This window comes from Stenotrophomonas maltophilia group sp. P373 (assembly GCF_053295075.1).
The window spans coordinates 2,928,103-2,950,668 of the sequence record NZ_CM129994.1; the positions used below are offsets into that span (position 1 = coordinate 2,928,103).

Sequence of the window (22,566 nt, forward strand, 5' to 3'; positions counted from 1 at the left end):
GGCCATCGGCGACATGCGACCAACGGCCCATCCTGCACAAATGCGGCCTTCATGCCAACTGGCATAAGATGACTGGGTGATCTCGCGCCTGCTCATTGCCCTGCTGCGCTTCTACAAGCGCTTCATCAGCCCCCTGCTGGGGCCGCGCTGCCGTTTCGTGCCGAGCTGTTCTGAATACGCGATGGATGCCATCTCCCGGCACGGGCCGCTGCGCGGCAGCTGGCTGGCTGCGCGCAGGCTGGGCTGCTGCCATCCGTTCCACCCCGGCGGCTTCGATCCGGTGCCCGAATCCACCCACGCCCCCTCTTGCCGTTGCACAGGAAAACACTGACATGTCCTCCACCCTCATCACCAACGCCCGGATGGTCAACGAAGGCCGCACCTTCGACGGCGACCTGCGCATCGAGAACGGCCGCATTGCGCAGATCGGCAACGGGCTGGCGCCGCGCAACGGCGAGCAGGTGGTGGACGCCGCCGGGCGCTGGCTGCTGCCCGGCATGATCGACGACCAGGTGCATTTCCGCGAACCGGGCCTGACCCACAAGGGCGACATCGCCAGCGAATCGGCCGCGGCCGTGGCCGGTGGCCTGACCAGCTTCATGGACATGCCCAACACCAACCCGCCGACGCTGGATTCGACCATCCTGGAAGCCAAGTACGAGCTCGCGCGCGGCCGCGCCTGGGCCAACTACGGCTTCTACCACGGCGCCAGCAATGACAACCTGGAAGCGATCCGTGCGCTGGACCCGAAGAAGGCGCCCGGCGTGAAGGTGTTCATGGGTGCTTCGACCGGCAACATGCTGGTCGACAACCCGGAAACGCTGGACGCGATCTTCCGCGAATGCCCGACCCCGATCATCACGCACTGCGAAGACACGCCGATGATCGATGCCAACCTCAAGGCCTTCCAGGAAAAGTACGGCGATGCGCTGACCCCGGACATGCACCCGGACATCCGTTCGCGCGAAGCCTGCATCAAGTCGACGCGCCTGGCGATGTCGCTGGCACGCAAGCACGGCACCCGCCTGCATGTGCTGCACATCTCCACCGCCGATGAGCTGGCGCTGTTCGAGAAGGGCCCGCTGATCCGCGCCGATGGCAGCCGCAAGCAGATCACCGCCGAAACCTGCGTGCACTTCCTGCACTTCGCGCGTCCGGACTACGCGACCAAGGGCAACCTGATCAAGTGCAACCCGGCAATCAAGGAAGTGTCCGACCGCGAGGCAATCACCGCTGCCTTGGCCGATGACGTGCTGGACGTGCTGGCCACCGACCACGCGCCGCACACCTGGGAAGAGAAGCAGAAGCCCTACGCGCAGGCGCCGTCGGGCCTGCCGCTGGTGCAGTACGCGCTGGTGGCCGCGCTGGAGCGGGTGCACGAAGGCAAGCTGACCCGCGAGCAGGTGGTGCAGAAATTCGCACATGCGCCGGCGCAGCTGTTCGACGTGGAAGAACGCGGCTTCCTGCGCGAAGGCTACTTTGCCGACCTGGTGCTGGTGGAGGACGTGCCGTTCACCGTCAAGCGCGAGGACGTGCTGTCCAAGTGCGGCTGGTCGCCGTTCGAAGGCACCACTTTCCGCTCGCGCATCGCCTCCACCTGGGTCAACGGCCAGCTGGTGTGGGACGGCAGCAAGCTGGTGGGTGAACCCGCCGGCCAGCGCATGACCTACGACCGCTGATGCGTTCGGCACTGATGATCGGGGCGCTGCTGCTGGCCGCGCCCCTGTTTTCCTCTTCCCCTGCGCAGGCGCAGGATGGCATCGGCAGCCTGATCGACAGCCGCGTGGTGTTCCCGGCCAGTGCGTCGCAGGGCGCGCTGGTGATCGGCAAGGTGCCCGCAGGCAGTCGTGTGCAGTACGCCGGCCGCCAGCTGCGGGTGAGCGGCTACGGCAGCGTGGTGTTCGGCATCGGCCGCGACGAGAAGGGTCCGCTGCGCGTACAGGTGCAGCGCCCCGATGGTAGCAGCGAGACAGCCACCATTGCGGTAACGCCGCGCGACTGGCCCACCGAGCGGGTGAACGGCGTGCCGCCGAAGACGGTCAACCCGCCGCCGGCGATTGCCGAGCGGATCAAGCGCGAACAGGCGCAGGTGACCGCCGCACGTGCCCGCGATGACGACCGCACCGACTTCACCCAGACCTTCATCTGGCCGGTACAGGGCCGCATCAGCGGCCGCTTCGGCAATGCGCGCGTCTACAACGGGCAGCCGGGGGCCGGCCACTCCGGCATGGACATCGCGGTGCCGACCGGCACCCCGGTGAAGGCGCCGGCGGCCGGCATCGTGACCTTCGCTGGGCCGGACCTGTACCTGACCGGTGGCACGCTGCTGCTCGACCACGGCTTCGGGGTCAGTTCCAATTTCCTGCACCTTTCGCGCATCGACGTAAAAGTTGGCGACCGTGTGGAGCAGGGCCAGGTGATCGCTGCCGTCGGCGCCACCGGCCGTGCCACCGGCCCGCACCTGCACTGGGGCATGAACTGGTTCGACACCCGCATCGACCCGTTGCTGGTGCTGGAACGCAAATAACGGTAGTGCCGGCCGCTGGCCGGCAACCGCATGAATTCTGCAGTGCCCGAGCTGCCGGCCAGCGGCCGGCACTACCAGACAGTTGGATCAACCGCGCGCGGCCCACCACACGCGCAGCAACGTGCGCACCGGGGTGGCTTCGATTGGCTTGCCTGCGGCCTGGGCGGCAACGCGGGCGCGCGCCAGGCTCGACCACACGCGCCGCGGGCGCGGGCCCGGCACGCGGCTGCCCCATCCTTTCAGCAGGTACTGGGCCCAGCGCTGCGCGGCCGTGCTGGAATCCTCATCCAACAGGCTGCGCGGCACACCGGCCACGCCGGCGTCCTGCAGGCGCTGGGCCAGGGTCTGCAGCTGCACCGCACGACCGGCGCCGGTGCGCGGCTTGTCGGCAAACAAGGCCGCTTCCACTGCGGCCACGGCCTCGGCGTAATTGGCCAGCGCACGCTCGGCAGCGGCTGCATCCAACGCAACGGTACGCGCTTCAACGAGGTCCGGCAGCGCTTCGGCCAGTTGCACCCACGGCGCACGCACCGGCTCCAGCAGACGGCCCAGTGGATGGCGCGAACGATGCCCTGCCCAGCTGCGCAGCTCCTCGCCCCACCACGCCAGCTTGGCATCGGCGGGCAGCGGATCGCCGCTGGTGTTGAGCATGTCGTCGAACTCCTGCAGCAGCGCAAACCATGCCACTGCGAGCTCGCGTTGCGGTTCGGCCACGAACGGAGCGGCCACCGACCATTCCGGCCAACGGCTGCGCCACTTGTCGAGGAAACTGTCCAGCGCGGTACTGCTCACTACGGGATTCCTTACGGCTGGGCCGGGGCTGCCGGCCGGGTCGGCCAGAGACTGGCCAGTTGCAGAAGTTCAGCGTTCTCGACCAGCACGTCGGCCTGCCAGGCCAGCGGATCGTCGCTGTGCAGGCGGTAGCCCCACAGCGCCGCCACCGACGGCATCGCGGCAGCACGTGCAGCGATGATGTCGCGCTCGTCATCACCCACGTACACGCAGTCTTCGGCGGCCATGCCAATGGCCTGCGCAGCGTGCAGCAGTGGAAGCGGGTGCGGCTTGCGCTCGGCCAGGCTGTCACCGCCGACCAGCACCGCGCAGCGCTGCTGCCAACCATGCTGCGGCAGGATCAGGCGCGCCAGGTACTCCGGCTTGTTGGTGACGATGCCCCATACCGTACCGGCCTCATCCAGCGCGGCGAGCATGCCGGCCACGCCGTCGAACAGCACCGCGTACTGGCCGATCAGCGCTTCGTAGCGCTGCAGGAATTCCGGGATCAATGCATCGCGCGCAGCGGCATCCAGGTCCGGGAAAGCGGCCCCGACCATCGCGCGCGAGCCCTTGGAGACCACCGGCCGCAGCTGCGCCGGATCGACCGCTGCCCGGCCCCGCTCGGCCAGCATCGCATTGCAGGTGGCGACGAAGTCCGGCGCGCTGTCCAGCAACGTGCCATCCAGATCGAACAGCACCGCACGCGGGAAGCGGGCGGAGGTCATGCCGGCTTGACCGCGTAGGCCAGGTAGTTGATGTCGGTGCGGCTGCTCAGGCGGGCATGGTTGCGCCACGGCTCGTAGGCCATGCCGCTGACATCCACCAGCTGCAGGTCGGCCTCGCGCAGCCAGCGCGCCAGCTCGGCCGGCTTGATGAATTCCTGGTAGTGGTGCGTGCCCCTGGGCAGCAGCCGCGCCACGTACTCGGCACCGACAATCGCCACTGCGAAGGCGGCCGCGGTGCGGTTGATGGTCGACAGGAACAGGTGGCCGCCCGGCTTCAGCAGGCGCTTGCAGGCGTCGATGATCGCGCCCGGGTCTGGCACGTGCTCGAGCATTTCCATGCAGGTGAGCACATCGAAACTGCCCGGTTGCTCGGCGGCCAGATCCTCGGCGGCCTGCACGCGGTAGTCGACCTTGGCGCCGCTTTCCAGCGCATGCAGGCGCGCGACCTTCACCAGTTCCGGGGCCAGGTCGATGGCGGTGACGTCGGCGCCGGCCTGCGCCAGTGCTTCGCTCAGCAGCCCGCCACCGCAGCCGATGTCGAGCACGCGCGCGCCACGCAACGGCACGCGGTCGGCGACGTACTTCAGGCGTACCGGGTTCAGCGCATGCAGCGGCTTCTGCGGGCCGTCAGCATCCCACCAGCGGTTGGCCAGCGCGGCGAACTTGTCCAGCTCGGCCTGATCGAAATTGGAGGAAGCGTGGGGGGCAGTCATGAGGGGTCCTTGCGGCGCCAGGGATCAGGCGCGGATATGACGGATACGCTCGCGCCACTGGCGCGCGTTGGCGATGATGCCCGGCAGGTCCATGCCGACCAGCTCGCGCTGCACCAGCTTCGGCTTGCCGGCGATCCAGACGTCGCTGACCTGCTGGCGGCCGGTGGCATACACCAGCTGCGACAGCACGTTGTGCAGCGGCTGGGTTTCCAGCGCCGACAGGTCGACACAGACCAGGTCGGCCTGCTTGCCGACTTCGATCGAACCGATGCGGTCAGCAAAGCCCAGCGCACGGGCACCGCCCAGCGTCGCTGCGCGCAGCGTGGTGGCCGCGTCCAGCGCGGTGGCATCATCGGCCACGGCCTTGGCCAGGATCGCTGCGGTACGGTTCTCGCTGAACATGTCCAGATCGTTGTTGCTGGCGCAGCCATCGGTGCCGATCGCCAGGTTCACACCGGCGCGCTGCAGGGCGCAGGCCGGGCAGAAGCCGGAGGCCAGCTTCAGGTTCGATTCGGGGCAATGCACGACGCTGACGCCGCGTTCGGCGCACAGGTGGATTTCCGCATCGGTCAGCTGGGTCATGTGCACCGCGATCAGGCGGTCGTTGACCAGGCCAAGGCGATCCAGCCGCGCCAGCGGGCGCTGGCCGTGCAGCTTGATCGAATCGTTGATCTCCTGCGCGGTCTCGTGGGTGTGCAGGTGCACCTGCATGTCGAGCTGGTCGGACAGCATACGCACCCGCTCGAAGTTGGCATCGTTGACCGTGTACGGCGCATGCGGCGCGAACGCGGTCCCGATCAGCGGATCGGTGCGCCACTGGTCGTGCAGTTCACCAGCCTTGGCGAAGTATTCGTCATCGGTCCTGGCCCAGGCGGTGGGGAAATCGATGATGACCGCGCCGACCAACGCGCGGAAACCGTGCTTCTTGTAGACCGCGGCCTGCACGTCGCCGAAGAAGTAGTTCTCGTTGGCGCAGGTGGTGCCGCCGCGCAGCATCTCGGCGATGGCCAGGGTGGTGCCGTCGGCCACGAATTCCGGTCCGATCACGGCCGCTTCCACCGGCCAGATGTGCTGCTGCAGCCAGGTCATCAGCGGCAGGTCGTCGGCGACGCCGCGCAGCAGGGTCATCGGGTTGTGCGTGTGCGCGTTGACCAGGCCCGGCATCAGCGCCGACTCGGGGCGGCTGACCACCTGCGCGGCACGGAAGCGTGCGCGCGCCTCGGCACGCGGCAGGATGGCCACGATCTCGCTGCCACGCACGGCAACGGCATGGTCTTCCAGCACCACCGCATGCGGCTCGATCGGAACGACATGACCGGCTTCGATGAGCAGGTCGCAGGCTTCGGGGAGGTGCGGGCTATCGCTCATGCGGGCTCACTGGCTGGGGGGCGGCGAGATACTTCTGGGGACACGCCCCTGGGTCAGGGGCTGCCGCGAAGCGGCGGGGTCTGGAGACCCGTGAAGCGGGGCCCATGATCTGCCAAAGCAGATCATGGGAGCGCCAGCGCGAATGCGCTGGCGCGTGTCCGAGCATGGCTCGGCTCTACAGCAAGGTCGGCCTGCGGCCGGAACCTTATTTGACGCGTGCGGAGTATTCGCCCGAACGGGTGTCAACGCGGATCACTTCGTCCTGGTTGACGAACAGCGGCACGCGGACCACGGCACCGGTTTCCAGGGTGGCCGGCTTGCCGCCGCCGCCCGAGGTGTCGCCACGGACGCCCGGATCGGTTTCGGTGATCTTCAGTTCGACGAAGTTCGGCGGCTGAACGAAGATCGGCTCGCCGTTCCACAGGGTGACCACGCAGGACTCTTCGCCCTTCAGCCACTTCTCGGCGCCGCCCATGCCGGCCTTGGTGGCCTGGACCTGTTCGAAGGACTCCGGGTCCATGAAGTGCCAGTACTCGCCGTCGCTGTACATGAAGTTCATGTCGGTATCGACGACGTCGGCTGCATCCAGCGAGTCGGTCGACTTCATGGTCACTTCCTGGGTACGGCCGTCCTTGATCAGGCGGTACTTCACGCGGGTGAAGGCCTGGCCCTTGCCCGGCTTGACGTATTCGGTGTCGATGATGACGGCCGGTTGGTTGTTGACCAGGATCTTCATCCCGTTCTTGACGTCGTTCATGCCGTAGCTGGCCATGCGTAAACTCCTGAGTGGCAGAAACGCCGCGGGTGCGGCGAGCCGTTAGAATGGAAAGCCCACCGGATGCCGGTGGGCGACTGTTTTTCTGCCCCCATGATAACCGCAGGCCCCCTCTCCATGCAGCTTTCCGCCTTCCCCCGGCCCCAGTCGCCAGGCGCGCCCGCGCGCTGGCAGCAGCTCTGGCGCCAGGCGCTGCGCGACCCGCACGCCCTGCTGGCCCGGCTGCAGCTGGACCCGGCGGCGCTGGGTGTCTCGGAGGCGGCCATGGACCAGTTCGCATTGCGCGTGCCCGAGGGCTTCGTGGCCCGCATGCGCGTGGGCGATCCGGCCGATCCGCTGCTGCGCCAGGTGCTGCCGATCGACGAGGAAATGCGCCCGGCGCCCGGGTTCAGCTTCGATGCGGTGGGTGATGGTGCGGCCAAGAAGGCCACCGGCGTCATCCAGAAGTACCGTGGCCGCGCCCTGCTGGTGGCGACGGGCAGCTGTGCGATCAACTGCCGCTACTGCTTCCGCCGCCACTTCGACTATGGCGCGGAGAACGCCGCCAAGGGTGGCTGGCAGGAGGCCGTAGCCGCCATCGCGGCCGACCCGGACATCGATGAGGTCATCCTGTCCGGCGGTGACCCGTTGTCACTGGCTACGCACAAGCTGGTCGAGCTGACCGACGCCCTGCGCGCGATTCCGCATATCCGCCGCCTGCGCATCCATACCCGGCTGCCGATCGTGCTGCCGGAACGCGTGGACGATGAACTGGTGTGCTGGCTGGGCAGCCTGCCATGGCCGCTGGCGATCGTGGTCCACGCCAATCACGCCAATGAATTCGACGCCAACGTGGACGCGGCGATGGCCCGCCTGCGCGGCGTCGGCGCCCAGCTGCTGAACCAGGCGGTACTGCTGCGGGGAGTCAACGACAGCGTGCAGGCCCTGCAGGACCTGAGCGAGCGCAGCTTCGCCGCCGGCGTGCTGCCCTATTACCTGCACCAGCTGGACCGGGTCGAAGGCGTGGCCCACTTCGAAGTGGATGATGCCCAGGCCAAGGCGCTGATTGCCGGCCTGACCGCACGCCTGTCCGGCTATCTGATCCCGAAACTGGTGCGCGAACTACCCGGCGACCCGAGCAAGCGCCCGGTGTAGGAGCACTGCCGGGGTCAGATCCCTTTTCCGACGGAAAAGGGATCTGACCCCGGCACAACGTCAGTCGGTCAGAGGCCCGATTCGATCATCCGCACCACTTCGGTGGCGGTCACCGGGTGGCTCAGCCAGTAGCCCTGGCCAAGATCGCAGCCGCGCTGCACCAGCAGTTCGAACTGCGCCTGCTGCTCGATGCCCTCGGCCACCACGGTGATGCCCAGTGCGTGGGCCATGGCGATGATCGCCGTGGTCAGCGCCAGATCGTCGGGATCGCGCTGCATGTCGGCCACGAAGCTCTTGTCGATCTTCACGCCGTCCACCGGTACCTGGCGAAGATGGCTGAGACCGGAGAAGCCGGTGCCGAAATCGTCCAGCCAGACCTTCACGCCGGTGCGGTGCAGCTTGTCCAGCAGCTGCGCGGCAACCATTTCGTCGCCGATCACCGCGGTTTCGGTCAACTCCAGGTGCAGGCGCGACGCCGGCAGCCCGGACTCGTGCAGGCACTGCGCGACCAATGCCGGCAGTTCACCGCCGCGCAGCTGCCGCGGCGACACATTCACCGACACGAACAGATCATCGCCGCCCGCCCCGCGTGGCCACTGCGAGGCTTCCATGCAGGCCGCACGCAGCACCTTCGGGCCGATGAGCTCGATCAGCCCGCTCTGCTCGGCCACTTCGATGAACACCGACGGCGGAATCGTGCCCAAGGTCGGATGCTGCCAGCGCAGCAGCACTTCCACGCCGACCATGCGGCGATCGCGCATGCGGAAGATCGGCTGGTAGGCCAGGCGCAGCTCGCCGCGCTCCCAGGCCCCGCGCAGCTCCTGCTCCATGTGCACGCGGCGCTCGACCGCGTGGTCCATCGCACGGCTGTAATAGCGGTAGCAGTTCTTGCCGGCCATCTTGGCCTGGTACATGGCGATGTCGCCGTTCTTCAGCAGCGTGGTCGCATCGGCGGCATCATCCGGGAACAGGGTCACGCCGATCGAAGTGCCCAGGAACAGTTCCCGGCCCTGCACCACCAGCGGCTTGCCCAGCTCGCGCACCAGCACTTCGGCCAGCAGCCGTGCGTTGGCCGCCACGTCGCCATCACCGACCAGGATCACGAACTCGTCGCCGCCAAAGCGGGCCAGCAGGGCTTCATCGCCACCGGCCTCGGTAACCGCACTGCCGATGCGCTGCGCGAACTGCAACAGCGCTTCGTCACCGGCCTCATGGCCCAGGGTGTCGTTGACGCGCTTGAAATCGTCGATATCGGCAAACAGCAGGCCCAGCCGATGATTGGATGCGCGCGCGGCCATCAGGCGATGGTCCAGCGCCTCCCTGAATGCCAACCGGTTGGTCAGCCCGGTCAGTGCATCGGTATAGGCCATGCGCCGCACCTCGCGGTCATGGCGGGCGATGGCATCGCGCATGCGGGCGAAGCCGCGCACCAGCTCGCCGACTTCGTCGTCGCGGGTGTTCTCGGCCAGCGGCGCCTGGTAGTCGCCAGCCTCGATGCGGCGCGCCGCAGCGGCCAGGTCCCGGATCGGCGCCACCAGGGTGCGCTGCACGTACAGGATCACCACCACGCCGATCACCACCAGCAGGCCCAGCATCAGCAGCAGCCAGCCCAGGTGGCGGCTGCCGACCTGCTGCAGGCGCTCGCCGAGCGTGGCATTGGCGGCCTGTTCGCGCTGCTGCACCTCGTCCAGCGCCATGCCGACGCGGACGCCGCCGATGCGCTGGTTGCCGACCATGATCGGCATGGTGTTGTCGAGTACCTTGGGCGATTCCTGCACCACCAGCGCCTGCGCCACCGCGGCCTTGGGGGCCAGCGGGTCGGTCATCGGCTGGCCGAAGCCGGACACCTCGATCGAGCCGTCATGCACCAGCCGGCCACGTTCGTCGAACACCAGCACATAGCGCACGACCGGCTGCCGTGCGGTGCTGCGCACCAGCGCACCGACCTGGTCCAGGTCGCGGTAGTACAGCGGGTTGGCCAGCGCGTCGGACAGCTCGCGCGCCATCGCTTCGCCGCGGCTGCGCACGCTGCGGTCGAACAGTTCATGGATGACGCCACCACTGAGGTTGCGCACCTCGCCCTGCATCGCCGCCTGCCGCCCCAGCAACACCGCCAGGATCGCCACCACCACGACCATCGCCCCGCCCATCGCGAGCAGGAACCGGGCCTGCATTCCCGAGCCGAGCCACTTCATTCCACTTCCATCCGCACGCGCGTCAATCCTTGTTTCAATTCATCCAGCCGCTGCTGCGCATGCGCATCGACGCGGTGGAAACCGGAAGTGCCGAAAAACCGATGCAGCGCCCCCTGTGCCTGCGGGTCGCTGGCCGCCTGCAGCAGGACGTCCTGCAGCCGGTCACGTACCCGCGGGTCAAGGTCGGCGCGAACCATTTCCACCGCCCGTGGGTAGGGTTCGGTGCGCAGCAGTTCGCGGAAGTCGCGCCGGAATGCCGTCGGCATCCGTCGCTCGTCATTCCAGTCCACGCTGCTCACCGCCCCCACTTCGACCATGCCCTTGTGCACGAACGTGGCGATGTTCAACTCGCTACGTGCGAACACGTACCCCACGCTGTCCCGGCCCGGCACGTCCCACACACCGGCCAGGATCTGCGGCGCCAGCCCCTCCTGCAGCAGCGTCATCACCGGCACCAGGTAGGCACTGGTGGACGCCGTGTTCTGCAGCGCCAGGCGATGCCCGCGCAGGTCCTGGATCCGCTGGATCGGACTGTCGCGACGCACGAAGAACACGGTCTGGTACTCACGCACGCCATTGCGCTCGGTCAGCAGCAGCGGCCGCGCGCCACTGCGCTGGCCCAGTGCCACCGCCGTACCCGACGTTTCCGTGACCCAGTCGACCCGCCCCCGCCGCAGATAGCTGGCCATCTGCTGCGGGTCGCGTGCCATCAGGATCCGCCCTTCGGTGATGCCGACGTCGTGCATGCGTGCCACCACATAGTCCAGCAACGGTTGCAGCTGCTCGTAATGGGCCTTGGGATCATCGCTGATCCGGCCCAGCACCAGCACCCGGTCCGCTGCTGCATGCACCGTCCCGGCCAGCAGGATCATGACCAGGCTCAGCAGTCCCCTCTGCACTGCCCTTCGCAGACCCGACACAGGCTTCATCCCCCCCTGGGTATCCGGACAGACTACCCGAAAAAATGAGAACGTCGTCAGCTGTCCTTGTTGCCCGCCTGTGCCAGCCGCGCCATCCGCTGCGTGTCGGCAAGGATGCCGCGCAACAGGCGCACTTCCTGCTCGCTCGGCTCGCTGCGCAGGAACAGCCGGCGCAGCTTGCGCATCGCCGATTCCGGCGCGCGGCCCTTGTGGAAATCGATCTCGTCCAGGGTGTCGCCAAGCTGGGCGAAGAAGCTCTCCATCTGCTCATGGCTTGCTGCCTGTTCGCGGAAACCGGGCTCGGCGTCAGCGGCCGGCTGCGCGCCCAGCAGCTGCATGCGTGTCTCATAGGCCAGCACCTGCACGGCGGCAGCCAGGTTGAGCGAGCTGAACGCCGGATCGGACGGGATGTGCACCGCCGCGTGGCACAGCTGCAGTTCTTCGTTGGTCAGGCCAGTGCGCTCACGGCCGAACACCAGCGCCACCTCGGCGCCCTCGCCCGCCTTGGCCACCGCACGAGCGGCGGCATCGGCCGGCAGGTACTCCTCCAGCTGCACGCGGCGGGCACGCGCGGTGCAGCCCAGCACCAGGCGGCAATCGGCCACGGCCTCGGCCAGGGTGGCGACCACCGGGGCGTCCCCCAGCACATCTTCGGCACCGGCAGAGCGGCGGAAGGCCTCCTCGTCCAGCGGTTTCTCGGGGGCGACCAGCACCAGGCGGGCCAGGCCCATGGTCTTCAGGGCACGGGCGGCGGCGCCCATGTTGCCGGGGTGCTGGGTACCGACCAGGACGAATCGGAGGCGGGTGGCGGCGGGAAACTGGGACATGAACAGGGAAAAGGTCGAGCTGGACGATGACCAATGGTAAACTGTGCGGCCGGCCACTGCGCCGGACCCGCTCTTTTCCCCCGCCAGTCCATCTCTTCTGCCTTTCCGGGAGCCCACGCCATGCAGAAACCCGCCGTCACCGTCATGGTCAAGGCCGCCCGCCTCGCCGGCAACGTCCTGTTGCGCAACATCAACAAGCTCGAGGCACTGAACGTGGTGCAGAAGGGCCGGATGGACTACGCCAGCGAAGTGGATGCGGACGCGGAAAAGGTCATCGTCAAGGAACTCAAGCGCGCTTATCCGGACTACGGCATCTTCGGTGAAGAAGGTGGCGTGCAGGGCGAGCGCCGCCAGATGTGGGTCATCGACCCGCTGGACGGCACCAGCAACTACCTGCGTGGCGTGCCGCACTACTGCGTGTCGATCGCGCTGGTCGAGAACGGCGAGCCGACCGACGCGGTCATCTTCGACCCCCTGCGCAATGAACTGTTCACCGCCAGCCGGGGTGCCGGCGCCGTGCTGAACGACCGCCGCATCCGCGTGGCCGACCGCAAGGATCTGGAAGGCACGATGATCCACACCGGTTTCGCCCCGCGCGAGCGCAGCCGCGCCAGTGCCCAGCTGAAGGCGGTCGACGCCCTGCTGGTGCACGGCGAGGACATCCGCCGCACCGGTTCGGCGGCACTGGACCTGGCCTACGTGGCCTGCGGCCGTGCCGACGCCTACTTCGAGGCCGGTGTGAAGGCGTGGGACATCGCCGCTGGCCTGCTACTGGTCCGCGAGGCGGGTGGCAAGGTCTGTGACTTCAAGGGCGCGACCCTGGGCCGCATGGACAACCGTGGCCCGGAGACCCACCAGATCGTGGCCGGCAACCTGAAGGTGGCCGAGTCGCTGCAGAAGGTACTGGTGAACACCGGTTACGCGGCGGAGTTTGACGCGAAGTTCTGAGGTTTCGCGTAAAGCGGTTCATGGAGACGGCGCCTGCGAGGGTGCCGTTTTCGTTTGCGCGCCGATGCATTGGTGGCGCCGGGTACGACCTGGCGAGAGTCGTTTCCGCGACCGCGGAGGGGTGTCACTTTCTTTGCTCGTGCAAAGAAAGTAACCAAAGAAACACGCCGCCGGGGCGCGAGCCGATGCTGCGCATCGGTGCCCTGCGCTCCTCGGCCCGTCGAGGGGCGATGCGGGAACTCGCTGCGCTCAGACACCCGCACCTCTTCGCCCTCGCCGGACCTGCGGTGCTCAGCTCGCTCAAGGCGGACCCAAGGTCAAATGCCACAACGGCACCCGGTTGATCCATGCTACGCGTGGATGCTGTTGCTCTTGATCTTGACCTTCCAGTCCGCCTTGAGCGAGCCGAGCATCGCAGGGGAATCAGGGGCGAAGAGGCGCCGGTGTTTGAGCGCAGCGAGTTCGGCGCCATCCCCTGATTCGCCGAGAAGCGCAGGGCACCGGCGTGCGCAGCACGTCGGCTCGCGGCCGGCGGAGCGTTTCTTTGGTTACTTTCTTTGCGCGCAAAGAAAGTGACACCCCTCCGCGGTCGCGGAAATGATCCCGGCACCACCAATGCGTGCGCGCACATACAAAAACGCCCGGCGCGGGGCCAGGCGTTCCTGCACTAACAAGGAGCAGAGAATTACGCCACCGTCGACGCCCGCAGCGCGGCGATGCGCTCTTCCAGCGGCGGGTGGCTCATGAACAGCTTCTTCGCCGTCGAACCGGAAATGCCGAAGGCGGCAATCTGGGTCGGCAACGTGCTCTGGCCGTGGTTGAGCTGCAGGCGCTCCAGCGCAGCGATCATCTTCTGGCGACCGGCCAGCGAGGCACCGCCGGCGTCGGCGCGGAACTCGCGGTGGCGTGAGAACCACATCGAGATCATCGTGGCGAACAGGCCGAACACCATCTCCAGCACGAACACGATGATGTAGTAGGCGAAGCCACGGCCGCCGCCTTCGCGGTTGCCCGACAGCGCGCTGTCGATGATGCCGCCGACCACGCGGGCCAGCACGATCACGAAGGTGTTCAGCACGCCCTGCAGCAGCGCCATGGTGATCATGTCACCATTGGCGACGTGGGCGATCTCGTGGCCCAGCACCGCTTCAGCCTCGTCCTCGCTCATGTTGTGCAGCAGGCCGGTGGACACCGCCACCAGCGCGTTGTTGCGGTTGGCGCCGGTGGCGAAGGCATTGATCTCCGGGCCGTCATAGACCGCCACTTCCGGCATGCCGATGCCGGCGGCCTTGGCCTGGCGCTCGACCGTGGCCAGCAGCCAGCGTTCGGTCTGGTTGCGCGGCTCAGTGATCACCACCGCACCGGTGGAGCGCTTGGCCATCCACTTGGACAGCAGCAGCGAGATGAAGGAGCCACCGAAACCGAAGATGCCGGCCATCACCAGCAGGCCGCTCATCGAACGCGCGTCCACGCCCAGGATCGACATGACGATGCCGGCCAGGATCAGGACCGCGAGGTTGGTCGCCAGGAACAGGGCAATACGGGTGAACATGGGAAAATCCGGCTCGGAAGGGGTTGATATCCGTCAATTTGCGGTGCGCTCAGCTTGAATTCAAGCGCCAACCTGACCGACGATTCAGCCTGCATGACCGCCATTGTTCCCTGCGGCCGCTTCGCGCCCTCGCCGACCGGCCTGCTCCACCCCGGATCCCTGCTTGCCGCCTTCGGCAGCTGGCTGCTGGCCCGCCACCACGGCGGCCTGTGGCGGCTGCGCATCGAAGACGTTGACCCGCCGCGTACCGTACCCGGCGCCGCGCAGTCACAGCTGCAGGCACTGGCTGCGTTCGGCCTGGTCCACGACGGCCCGGTCCTGTGGCAGAGCGCTCGAGGCGAGGCCTACCAGGCCGCGCTGGACGTGTTGCTGGCCAGCGACCAGGCTTTCATCTGCCACTGCAGCCGCAGCGAACTGGCTGCCAGCGGCGGCATCCACCACCGCTGCGTTGCGCGGCAGCCGCGACCGGATCCTGCCGTCCGCTTCCGCGTACCGCCCGGCAACCTGGTCCGCTTCGACGATGGCCTGCGTGGCCCGCAGCAGCAGGACGTGCATGCCGAAGTCGGCGACTTCGTGCTGCGCCGTGCCGACGGCTGCTGGGCCTACCAGCTCGCGGTGGTGGTCGATGACGCCGCGCAGGGGGTGACCGAAGTGGTGCGCGGCGCCGATCTGCTCGATTCCACCGCGCGGCAGATCCTGCTGCAGCAGGCGCTGGGCCTGGCCGTGCCGCGCTACTGGCACCTGCCGCTGCTGCTAGACGCCCCCGGCCACAAGCTGTCCAAGTCGCTGGCGTCGCTGCCGGTGGACAGTACACGGCCGGTGCCGGTACTGCGCGCGCTCTGGCAGCTGCTGGGCCAGGCCCCTGCCGCACTGGACGGCGCCGATGACCGGGATGCGCTGCTGCACACTGCGCAACGGGCATTCGACCCGGCTCGACTGCCGCGGACCGACATCCTGTTGCCGGCCGGCGCACTTTCCGCGCCGATGTTGCAGAATCCCCCTTCCCCCACCTGATTCCCGGACAGCATTCCATGACATCTCGCGTCGCACTGGTCACCGGCGGAACCGGCGGCATCGGTACCGCCATCTGCCAACGCCTGGCCGACCAGGGCCACCGGGTCGCCACCAATTACCGCGACGAGGACAAGGCCCGCGCATGGCAGCAGGCGATGACCGAGCGCGGCTACAGCGTGTCGATCTTCCCGGGCGATGTCTCCGATCCAGGCAGCGCCGAGGCGCTGGTGCGTGCGGTCGAGGCCGAGCTGGGCCCGGTCGAGATCCTGGTCAACAATGCCGGCATCACCCGCGACACGACGTTCCACCGCATGCGCGCGGACCAGTGGCACGATGTGATCAACACCAACCTCAATTCGGTGTTCAACGTCACCCGTCCGGTCATCGAAGGCATGCGGCGCCGCGGCTGGGGCCGGGTCATCCAGATCAGCTCGATCAACGGCCTGAAGGGCCAGTACGGCCAGGCCAACTACGCCGCGGCCAAGGCCGGCATGCATGGCTTCACCATTTCGCTGGCCCGCGAGAACGCCGGCTTCGGCATCACCGTGAACACCATTTCGCCCGGCTACGTCGCCACTGACATGGTGATGGCGGTTCCGGAGGACGTGCGCGCCAAGATCATCGCCGACATCCCCACCGGGCGCCTCGGCAAGCCGGAGGAAATCGCCTATGGCGTGTCCTTCCTGGTGGCCGAGGAAGCCTCGTGGATCACCGGCAGCAACCTGGACATCAACGGCGGCCACCACATGGGCTGGTAAGCCGCGCAGGGGCCGCTGCGGCATGCGCTGACGGCCCCTGCCGATGGTCATGCTGCGCAGCACGCAAACCCTTGCTGCGCAACATGATCGCCCCTGAAAGCCAAGCCTGGCGGGGGCTGGGGCGGTTGCAACCGCTGCTGCACTGCGCCATGCTGCGCGTCTACTGTGACGAGTACCGCTTCATGGCTGCGACCCGCATCATCAAGAAGTATCCGAACCGCCGTCTCTACGACACCGAGATCTCCAGCTACATCACCATCGAGGACGTGCGCCAGCTGATCCTGGACGGTGAAGACTTCGAAGTCCGCGACGCCAAGAGCGGCGACGACCTCACCCGTTCGGTCCTGCTGCAGATCATCGCCGACCAGGAACAGGACGGCGAACCGATGCTGTCGACCCAGCTGCTGAGCCAGCTGATCCGCTTCTACGGCGATTCCCTGCAGGGCTTCATGGGCAACTACCTGGAGCGCAGCATGCAGGTCTTCCTCGACCAGCAGCAGCAGTTCCGCCAGCAGATGGGCAACCTGCTGGGCCAGACCCCGTGGGCGATGATGAACCAGCTGACCGAGCGCAACCTGGAGCTGTGGCAGGAATTCCAGCGCAGCATGGGCAGCGGCTTCGGTGGCCCGCGCCCGGGCGGCACCGGAACGGGAACCGGCAACAAGCCCGGCGAACCCGGCACCGGTACCGGCACCGGCGGCAAGACCCGCCGCTGAGCTGCAGCAACGGCTGATACGAAAACGGCGCGCCCCTGGCGCGCCGTCTTGTTTGGCATCGCTCCAGCGGTGCGTCAGCGCTTGGCCTTGCACCCCGTGCACACGCGCTCGACCTTGTAGCCCTTCGCCCTCAGCTTCTCGACCACGCCATCACTGCCCAGCAGGTGCAGCGTGCCGACCACCACCAGCGTACCGCCCTGCCCGGCCTGCAGGTACGGCTGCAGCTTCGGCACCCAGGCATCGTTGCGACCGGTGTTGATGCGCTGGTACAGCTGCGGATACTGCTGGCGCATCTCTGCCGCCATCTTGGTCCACAGCAGGCGCTCGTCGCCGCGACGCCATGCATCATGCAGCAGCCGCGCCTGCTCATCTGCCTTGCCGGCCTGGTCCAGTGCTTCGGCCAGCATCTGCCGCTGCTCCTGCACCGTCATCCCGTCCAGCATGCCGATCTGGGTATCGATATCTTCCAGTCCCGCGGTCTTCCGGCCGGTCTTCTGCGCGCGTTCCATGAAGTGGCGGTCCAGGCCCAGCGCCGGGTCCAGGCCCAGCTTCTGCATCTGCCCGATCGAAATGCTCAGGCCGACGAACCAGGGCTTCATGCCCTGCATCTGCGCCAGCGGCAACTGGTTCTGGGCAGCAAAAGCCTGCAGCTTCTGCCAGGTGGCCGCATCCAGATCACGCTTCAGCTCGCTGCCATCGGTGCGGGTCGCAGCCTGCACCATGCGGCTGGCCAGCTGGGGCGATTGCATGTCTTCCGGCGACAGTTCGAACACCACCCGCTGCGAGGCTTCGAACGCCTGCTCGACATCGGGCGACAGCGGGTAGTCCTGTGGCTTGAGCAGATGGAACGATCCCAGCAGGTACACGCGTGCATCGCCCGGACCGGTGACTTTCCACAACAGGGGTACCGGCGGCTTGGCCGCGGTTGCGGCCGCGGCCGCGGCAGGGCTGGCCTGGCCATCGCGGGCCGTGGCCAGTGGCGCCACTGCGCAGGCCGCCAGCAACAGCGCGGTACGGAACAGGTGTTTGATCGGCATGGTCAGCCTTCTCCTTCAGGCAGGTGGTAGGCCTTCTCGCCCGCTTCCACGCGCAGGTCCAACCGGTTTTCCGGCGGCGCCAGCGGGCAGGTCGCGTAGGCGGTGAACGCGCACGGTGGGTTGTAGGCGTGGTTGAAATCGATGCGCACCGTGCCGTCTGCAGCGGGGGCATCGGTATCCAGATAGCGCCCGGCCGGATAGCTGCCGCGGCCGCTGGTGCGGTCGGCAAAGATCAGGAACAGTGGCTGCCCGGGCGCACCGATGGCCTCCAGGCGCCAGCTGCGGCCATCACGTTCGAACTCCACCGCACCGGCATTGGGCATCTCGGTGGTCAAGCCAGTGATGTCGACGATCGGCAAGGTCTTGCCCGGCGGATGCGCGATGAAGCGCGCCTGCACCTGCCAGTCCGCGCCGCCCGGCCAGTACTGCAGGCCGGCGAAATCACGCCGCGCAGGTGCCTCGGCATGCTTGACCCGCAGCGCGTCCCGTGGCCCCCGGCGGATGATGCTGAGCTGGCCCTTGCCGCCATCGAAGGCCAGCAGCGTCGGCTGCGCGTCCTTGTCGGTGTCGACGCGGATGCGGCCACGCACCGGCTGGCCGTCGTGGCTGACATCGACACCGGCTTCAGGCGTGAACCACCACTGCGTCCCTTCGCGACGCAGCAGGCCCAGCCTGTCCGGGCCAACCGTCAGGCGGATGCCGTTGGTGGCGCCGCTGCCAACGAAATGGAATTTGTTCTGCAGCCAGTGCAGGCCGACCAGGGCCGTCCAGCCATCGGGCCGGGTCAGGTCCTGGTAGCGCGCTACACGCCATTGCTGCTGCGCGGCCGCGTAGGCCGGATCTTCAGCGGCCGTCGGCGCCGGCGGTGTTGCCGGGCTGCAGGCGGCCAACACCACGGCGGCCAGCAGGCCCGCCATTCCCCGATAACGCATCGATGCTCCCCTCAACGTCCGCGCAGGAACCAGCGGTCGATCTCCGCCAGCGAAAAACGGGCCCAGGTCGGTCGGCCGTGGTTGCACTGGCCGGACCGTTCGGTGATTTCCATGTCGCGCAGCAGCGCGTTCATTTCCGGCACGGTCAGGCGCCGGTTGGCACGCACCGCGCCGTGGCAGGCCATGGTCGACAGCAGTTCGTCGCGTGCACTGGCCACGCGGCGGCTCTGGCCATGCTCGCGCAGGTCGGTCAGCACGTCGCGCAGCAGTCCTTCCGGTTCTGCATGCGCCAGCAGTGCCGGAATGCTGCGCACGTGCAGCGAACCGGGGCCGGCCCGGGTCACCTCGAAGCCGAGCGCCGCCAGTGTCTCGGCTTCGCTTTCTGCAGTGTCGGCCTCGCGCTCGCCCACCGCCAGCGTGATCGGCACCAGCAACGGCTGCGACTGCAGGCCGATGCCATCGTGCGCATTCTTCAGGCGCTCGTAGCCGATGCGTTCGTGGGCCGCATGCATGTCGACCACGATCAGGCCTTCAGCGTTCTCGGCCAGGATGTAGATGCCATGCAGCTGCGCGATCGCGTAGCCCAGTGGCGGTACACCCGCGTCGGCACTGGTCACCGGCAACCCGTTCTCGCTCGGCATCGGCGGCAACGCCGCTGCGCGTTCGACGCCGGCGGGCGCGGCGTACAGCGCGGCGTAGGCGGCCGGTGCATCGGCCACCTGCAGGCCCAGCGGTTGCTGCGGACGCCAGCCTGAAAACCCGCCACCACCACCTCCCGAGCCGGGCGCAGCCCCGCGCACCAGCCCGAACCCCGACGCGCCGGCGCTCGATGCGGTCGGGACGGCGGCGGCGTCCACCGGATGTGCGGGGCCGGCACCGATCTCCTGCGCCGACATGCCGGCACGGGTATCGGCCAGCGCATCCTTCAACGTGCGATAGACGAAATCGTGGACCAGCCGCGAATCGCGGAAGCGCACCTCGTGCTTGGCCGGATGCACGTTGACGTCGACGCGGGTCGGATCCAGTTCGAGGAACAGCACATAGGCCGGCTGGCGGCCGTGATACAGCACGTCGCCGTAGGCCATCTTCACTGCGTGGGCGACGCTGCGGTCACGCACTGAGCGACCGTTGACGTACAGGTACTGCTGGTCGGCGCTCGCGCGCGAATAATGCGGCTGCGCAATCCAGCCATGCAGGCGCAGGCCGGCGCCGCTGTGGTCCACGCGCACGGCCTGGTTGGCGAAATCCTCGCCCAGCGTTTCGGCAAGGCGCGCATCGGAATACAGATCGCCCGGCTTGTAGCGCCGCGAGGCCTTGCCGTTGTGCGACACGCGCAGCTCGACATCCGGCCGTGCCAGCGCCAGCGAACGCAGCCACTCTTCGATATGGCCCAGTTCGGTACGCTCGGCGCGCAGGAACTTGCGCCGCGCCGGCACGTTGTAGAACAACTCGCGCACTTCCACCGTGGTGCCCGGCGCATGCGCGCGCGGGGTCACCTCGCCGATCTTGCCGCCTTCGATCTGCAGTGCCGAACCGTGCTCGTCGTGCGCGCGCCGCGAGCACAGGGTAAAGCGGCTGACCGATGCGATCGACGGCAGCGCTTCTCCACGGAAACCGAGCGTGGCCACCGATTCGAGATCGTCAAGATCGGCGATCTTGCTGGTGGCATGGCGCGACACCGCCAGGGGCAACTGCTCGGGCGCGATGCCACTGCCGTTGTCGCGGATGCGGATCAGGCGCACGCCGCCCTCTTCAAGATCGATATCAACGCGGCTGGCGCCGGCGTCGATCGCGTTCTCGACCAGCTCCTTGACCACCGACGCGGGTCGTTCGACCACTTCGCCCGCGGCAATCTGGTTGATCAGGATCTCCGGCAACGGCCGGATCGGGCGCGGATGGGTAGCAGACGTCATGCGGGGATGATAACGGAGGCTGCGCATGTAGAGTCGACTGTCAATCGACTGCTCTTCGCCGGCCACCGAAACCCCCATACTGCGCGCGCAGTCGACTGACAGTCGACTCTACGGAAAGCAGTAATCCGCCTTCGGCGGCTTACTTGCTGCCGCCTGCCATGGTGGCTGCGGCGTCGATCTCGGCCTGCGCGCGGGCGGCATACAACGTGCCCGGCGGCGGTTGGCGGCTGAAGAAGGTGTGCACGCCATCCAGCACGGCGCCCGCCACCTTGCGCTGGTATGCCGGGTCCGTCAGGCGGCGCTCTTCATCCGGATTGGAAATGAATGCCGTTTCCACCAGCATCGCCGGCATGTCCGACGTGCGTAGCACCGCGAAGTTGGCGCGCTCGATGTTCGGCTTGTGGTTGTTGCCGATCCGCTTCAGACCGCCCAGCACGTGGCCGGCCGCATCTTCGGACGCCTTCATGTAGCCGCTCTGGGCCAGGTCCAGCAGCACGTTGGCCAGGGTGCCTTCGGTCTGCTGCAGGCGCACCCCACCGACCAGGTCGGCCGCGTTTTCCTTGTCCGCCAGCCAGCGGGCGCGCTGCGAAGAGGCACCCTTGGTCGACAGCACGTACACCGACGAACCCGTGGCCGAACGGTTTTCAGCCGCATCGGCGTGGATCGAGATGAAAATGTCCGCCTTGTTCGCACGCGCCTTCTGCGCGCGCATCGGCAACGGAATGAACACGTCGCTGTCGCGCGTCAGGTAGGCCTTCAGGCCCGGCGTGGCATTGACCTGGCGGGCCAGCTCACGCGCCACCGCCAGGGTGACATCCTTCTCTCGCTTGCCGGTCGGGCCGATCGCGCCCGGGTCCTGGCCACCATGACCGGGATCGATCGCCACCACCAGGTGGCGCATGCCGGGCTGCATGCGGATGCGCGATGCATCGCTGGGCATCGCCGGACGCGGCGGCTCGGCCGGCGTCGGCGCGGGTGTGGGGGCCGTTGCCGGCGGCGTGGTCACCACCGCAGCAGTGCGCTGGCCGGCAAGGATTGCAGCCGGCGAGGATGAAGGCGTGCTGCTGGCCGCGACGCCTGCCGCAGCAACCTGGGCTGGCGCGCTGGTCGGTGCGGGGGTCGGCGTGGCGGGTGCGGCGGCGCTGGCGCTGGCCTGCTGCTGCACCTGTGCGGTCAGCAGGGCGGTGGCCCGCGCAGCATCGGTGCGCGACTGCGCGTTCTCGGCCGGCGCGGGCGCGACTGAGCCCCCCACAGCGGCCGCCTGCGACTGTACCGCCGGTGGCGTCGCCGGGCGGCTGGTGGCCACGGCAGGGCCATCACCCGGCCATTCGATCACCAGCTTGGATTCATTGCCCTCGCGCTGCATCTGCGGGCGGAACGGCGCCACCGATTCGGCAAGGTCGAAGACGACACGGAACGTGCCCGGGACCGGCTGTCCGGTACGCACCGCCGTGACCACGCCCTGCGCGGCCGGCATCTTCAGGTTGCGTACGGCGCTGGAGTCGGGGAAATCGACCACCAGGCGGTTCGGGCCGGCCAGCGACAGGGTCTTGTAGCCGCCACTGCCGACCAGCGAGATCTCGGCACGGGTGCCGGTCGCGCCGGTGTTCAGCAGGACCTGGCGGACTTCACCCGCCCACGCACTGACGCTCGCCAGACCCAGTCCGACGGCGGCACAGATGGCGATGAGACGGTTCCCCGGGCGCATGGCTCAGGATTCAATCACCGCGCTGAACGG

Annotated in this window: 21 protein-coding genes; 8 read left to right on the forward strand and 13 right to left on the reverse strand. The window is 67.9% G+C overall.

Going from position 1 to position 22,566, the window contains the following annotated elements; genetic code table 11:
- The first annotated feature begins 76 nt into the window (after positions 1-76).
- From yidD to ACSYHF_RS13660, 3 genes are read left to right on the forward strand one after another with little or no spacing between them, the layout of a single operon-like run.
- On the forward strand, positions 77-331 hold the full coding sequence (gene yidD / locus ACSYHF_RS13650) for a membrane protein insertion efficiency factor YidD (protein ID WP_447575737.1): 255 nt from the start codon (positions 77-79) through the stop codon (positions 329-331).
- Position 332: 1 nt separating this feature from the next.
- Positions 333-1,679, forward strand: coding sequence for a dihydroorotase (locus ACSYHF_RS13655; RefSeq protein WP_188239286.1), 1,347 nt, complete (start codon positions 333-335; stop codon positions 1,677-1,679).
- The gene (locus ACSYHF_RS13660; RefSeq protein ID WP_069139799.1) at positions 1,679-2,527 is read left to right on the forward strand and encodes a M23 family metallopeptidase; all 849 of its coding nucleotides are present in this window, start codon (positions 1,679-1,681) and stop codon (positions 2,525-2,527) included. Before ACSYHF_RS13655 ends, ACSYHF_RS13660 begins: the two co-directional genes overlap by 1 nt.
- Before the next feature lie 87 nt (positions 2,528-2,614).
- Here ACSYHF_RS13660 and ACSYHF_RS13665 read toward each other — a convergent pair whose 3' ends face one another.
- The 5 genes from ACSYHF_RS13665 to efp all read right to left on the reverse strand — a co-directional run bounded on the left by ACSYHF_RS13665 (position 2,615) and on the right by efp (position 6,879).
- The gene (locus tag ACSYHF_RS13665) at positions 2,615-3,319 is read right to left on the reverse strand and encodes a squalene/phytoene synthase family protein (protein WP_111127511.1); all 705 of its coding nucleotides are present in this window, start codon (positions 3,317-3,319) and stop codon (positions 2,615-2,617) included.
- 11 nt (positions 3,320-3,330) lie between these two features.
- Positions 3,331-4,026 (reverse strand): phosphoglycolate phosphatase, encoded by a 696-nt coding sequence (locus ACSYHF_RS13670; RefSeq protein WP_005417733.1) that lies wholly within the window; start codon positions 4,024-4,026, stop codon positions 3,331-3,333.
- Positions 4,023-4,739: a bifunctional 2-polyprenyl-6-hydroxyphenol methylase/3-demethylubiquinol 3-O-methyltransferase UbiG gene (gene ubiG, locus ACSYHF_RS13675; RefSeq protein WP_053500538.1), complete on the reverse strand. Its 717-nt coding sequence runs from the start codon at positions 4,737-4,739 to the stop codon at positions 4,023-4,025. The genes ACSYHF_RS13670 and ubiG overlap by 4 nt, the downstream gene beginning before the upstream one ends.
- A 24-nt stretch (positions 4,740-4,763) precedes the next feature.
- Positions 4,764-6,107: a TRZ/ATZ family hydrolase gene (locus tag ACSYHF_RS13680; RefSeq protein ID WP_053500540.1), complete on the reverse strand. Its 1,344-nt coding sequence runs from the start codon at positions 6,105-6,107 to the stop codon at positions 4,764-4,766.
- Between the two features lie 205 nt (positions 6,108-6,312).
- On the reverse strand, positions 6,313-6,879 hold the full coding sequence (gene efp / locus ACSYHF_RS13685) for an elongation factor P (RefSeq protein ID WP_005410381.1): 567 nt from the start codon (positions 6,877-6,879) through the stop codon (positions 6,313-6,315).
- A gap of 120 nt (positions 6,880-6,999) precedes the next feature.
- Between efp and epmB the strand changes: the two genes are divergently transcribed.
- Positions 7,000-8,016 carry an EF-P beta-lysylation protein EpmB gene (epmB, locus tag ACSYHF_RS13690; RefSeq protein ID WP_447575738.1) on the forward strand — a complete coding sequence of 339 codons (1,017 nt, stop codon included), beginning with the start codon at positions 7,000-7,002 and terminating at the stop codon, positions 8,014-8,016.
- A 68-nt stretch (positions 8,017-8,084) separates the two neighbouring features.
- Here the strand turns inward: epmB and ACSYHF_RS13695 are convergent, their stop codons facing one another.
- The 3 genes from ACSYHF_RS13695 to ACSYHF_RS13705 all read right to left on the reverse strand — a co-directional run bounded on the left by ACSYHF_RS13695 (position 8,085) and on the right by ACSYHF_RS13705 (position 11,958).
- Positions 8,085-10,211: a putative bifunctional diguanylate cyclase/phosphodiesterase gene (locus ACSYHF_RS13695; RefSeq protein ID WP_005417742.1), complete on the reverse strand. Its 2,127-nt coding sequence runs from the start codon at positions 10,209-10,211 to the stop codon at positions 8,085-8,087.
- Positions 10,208-11,083, reverse strand: coding sequence for a phosphate/phosphite/phosphonate ABC transporter substrate-binding protein (locus ACSYHF_RS13700; protein WP_005417743.1), 876 nt, complete (start codon positions 11,081-11,083; stop codon positions 10,208-10,210). Before ACSYHF_RS13700 ends, ACSYHF_RS13695 begins: the two co-directional genes overlap by 4 nt.
- 104 nt (positions 11,084-11,187) lie before the next feature.
- Entirely contained in the window at positions 11,188-11,958 is a 771-nt protein-coding gene (locus ACSYHF_RS13705; protein WP_032956141.1) for an RNA methyltransferase, read from the reverse strand.
- Positions 11,959-12,078: 120 nt separating this feature from the next.
- Here ACSYHF_RS13705 and ACSYHF_RS13710 point away from each other — a divergent pair, with 120 nt between their 5' ends.
- On the forward strand, positions 12,079-12,906 hold the full coding sequence (locus ACSYHF_RS13710) for an inositol monophosphatase family protein (RefSeq protein ID WP_005417749.1): 828 nt from the start codon (positions 12,079-12,081) through the stop codon (positions 12,904-12,906).
- Positions 12,907-13,591: 685 nt separating this feature from the next.
- Here the strand turns inward: ACSYHF_RS13710 and htpX are convergent.
- Positions 13,592-14,458 carry a protease HtpX gene (htpX, locus tag ACSYHF_RS13715; protein ID WP_049415827.1) on the reverse strand — a complete coding sequence of 289 codons (867 nt, stop codon included), beginning with the start codon at positions 14,456-14,458 and terminating at the stop codon, positions 13,592-13,594.
- A 93-nt stretch (positions 14,459-14,551) separates the two neighbouring features.
- On the opposite strand from htpX, the gene gluQRS reads away from it, so the two are divergent.
- From gluQRS to phaR, 3 genes are all read left to right on the forward strand, one after another.
- A complete protein-coding gene (gene gluQRS / locus ACSYHF_RS13720) occupies positions 14,552-15,472 on the forward strand; it encodes a tRNA glutamyl-Q(34) synthetase GluQRS (RefSeq protein ID WP_065178239.1) in 921 nt (306 codons plus the stop codon).
- Positions 15,473-15,489: 17 nt separating this feature from the next.
- A complete protein-coding gene (gene phbB / locus ACSYHF_RS13725) occupies positions 15,490-16,230 on the forward strand; it encodes an acetoacetyl-CoA reductase (RefSeq protein WP_005417754.1) in 741 nt (246 codons plus the stop codon).
- Between the two features lie 182 nt (positions 16,231-16,412).
- Positions 16,413-16,946 carry a polyhydroxyalkanoate synthesis repressor PhaR gene (gene phaR / locus ACSYHF_RS13730; RefSeq protein ID WP_005417756.1) on the forward strand — a complete coding sequence of 178 codons (534 nt, stop codon included), beginning with the start codon at positions 16,413-16,415 and terminating at the stop codon, positions 16,944-16,946.
- A gap of 74 nt (positions 16,947-17,020) precedes the next feature.
- On the opposite strand, the gene ACSYHF_RS13735 is transcribed toward phaR, so the two are convergent.
- The 4 genes from ACSYHF_RS13735 to ACSYHF_RS13750 form a co-directional block, all read right to left on the reverse strand.
- The gene (locus ACSYHF_RS13735; RefSeq protein WP_005417757.1) at positions 17,021-17,983 is read right to left on the reverse strand and encodes a TraB/GumN family protein; all 963 of its coding nucleotides are present in this window, start codon (positions 17,981-17,983) and stop codon (positions 17,021-17,023) included.
- Between the two features lie 2 nt (positions 17,984-17,985).
- A complete protein-coding gene (locus ACSYHF_RS13740; RefSeq protein ID WP_032954346.1) occupies positions 17,986-18,915 on the reverse strand; it encodes a DUF1684 domain-containing protein in 930 nt (309 codons plus the stop codon).
- An 11-nt stretch (positions 18,916-18,926) separates the two neighbouring features.
- The gene (gene mutL / locus ACSYHF_RS13745) at positions 18,927-20,828 is read right to left on the reverse strand and encodes a DNA mismatch repair endonuclease MutL (RefSeq protein ID WP_032954348.1); all 1,902 of its coding nucleotides are present in this window, start codon (positions 20,826-20,828) and stop codon (positions 18,927-18,929) included.
- 139 nt (positions 20,829-20,967) lie between these two features.
- The gene (locus ACSYHF_RS13750) at positions 20,968-22,536 is read right to left on the reverse strand and encodes an N-acetylmuramoyl-L-alanine amidase (protein WP_053500617.1); all 1,569 of its coding nucleotides are present in this window, start codon (positions 22,534-22,536) and stop codon (positions 20,968-20,970) included.
- Between the last annotated feature and the right edge of the window lie 30 nt (positions 22,537-22,566).

Bases quoted from the DNA above. Each gene is read 5' to 3' on its own strand.
- ACSYHF_RS13655 (WP_188239286.1), top strand. From the start codon at position 333: ATGTCCTCCACCCTCATCACCAACGCCCGGATGGTCAACGAAGGCCGC.
- ACSYHF_RS13660 (WP_069139799.1), top strand. From the start codon at position 1,679: ATGCGTTCGGCACTGATGATCGGGGCGCTGCTGCTGGCCGCGCCCCTG.
- ACSYHF_RS13670 (WP_005417733.1), bottom strand. From the start codon at position 4,026: ATGACCTCCGCCCGCTTCCCGCGTGCGGTGCTGTTCGATCTGGATGGC.
- ubiG (WP_053500538.1), bottom strand. From the start codon at position 4,739: ATGACTGCCCCCCACGCTTCCTCCAATTTCGATCAGGCCGAGCTGGAC.
- ACSYHF_RS13680 (WP_053500540.1), bottom strand. From the start codon at position 6,107: ATGAGCGATAGCCCGCACCTCCCCGAAGCCTGCGACCTGCTCATCGAA.
- efp (WP_005410381.1), bottom strand. From the start codon at position 6,879: ATGGCCAGCTACGGCATGAACGACGTCAAGAACGGGATGAAGATCCTG.
- epmB (WP_447575738.1), top strand. From the start codon at position 7,000: ATGCAGCTTTCCGCCTTCCCCCGGCCCCAGTCGCCAGGCGCGCCCGCG.
- ACSYHF_RS13695 (WP_005417742.1), bottom strand. From the start codon at position 10,211: ATGAAGTGGCTCGGCTCGGGAATGCAGGCCCGGTTCCTGCTCGCGATG.
- ACSYHF_RS13700 (WP_005417743.1), bottom strand. From the start codon at position 11,083: ATGATCCTGCTGGCCGGGACGGTGCATGCAGCAGCGGACCGGGTGCTG.
- ACSYHF_RS13705 (WP_032956141.1), bottom strand. From the start codon at position 11,958: ATGTCCCAGTTTCCCGCCGCCACCCGCCTCCGATTCGTCCTGGTCGGT.
- ACSYHF_RS13710 (WP_005417749.1), top strand. From the start codon at position 12,079: ATGCAGAAACCCGCCGTCACCGTCATGGTCAAGGCCGCCCGCCTCGCC.
- htpX (WP_049415827.1), bottom strand. From the start codon at position 14,458: ATGTTCACCCGTATTGCCCTGTTCCTGGCGACCAACCTCGCGGTCCTG.
- gluQRS (WP_065178239.1), top strand. From the start codon at position 14,552: ATGACCGCCATTGTTCCCTGCGGCCGCTTCGCGCCCTCGCCGACCGGC.
- phbB (WP_005417754.1), top strand. From the start codon at position 15,490: ATGACATCTCGCGTCGCACTGGTCACCGGCGGAACCGGCGGCATCGGT.
- phaR (WP_005417756.1), top strand. From the start codon at position 16,413: ATGGCTGCGACCCGCATCATCAAGAAGTATCCGAACCGCCGTCTCTAC.
- ACSYHF_RS13735 (WP_005417757.1), bottom strand. From the start codon at position 17,983: ATGCCGATCAAACACCTGTTCCGTACCGCGCTGTTGCTGGCGGCCTGC.
- ACSYHF_RS13740 (WP_032954346.1), bottom strand. From the start codon at position 18,915: ATGCGTTATCGGGGAATGGCGGGCCTGCTGGCCGCCGTGGTGTTGGCC.
- mutL (WP_032954348.1), bottom strand. From the start codon at position 20,828: ATGACGTCTGCTACCCATCCGCGCCCGATCCGGCCGTTGCCGGAGATC.
- ACSYHF_RS13750 (WP_053500617.1), bottom strand. From the start codon at position 22,536: ATGCGCCCGGGGAACCGTCTCATCGCCATCTGTGCCGCCGTCGGACTG.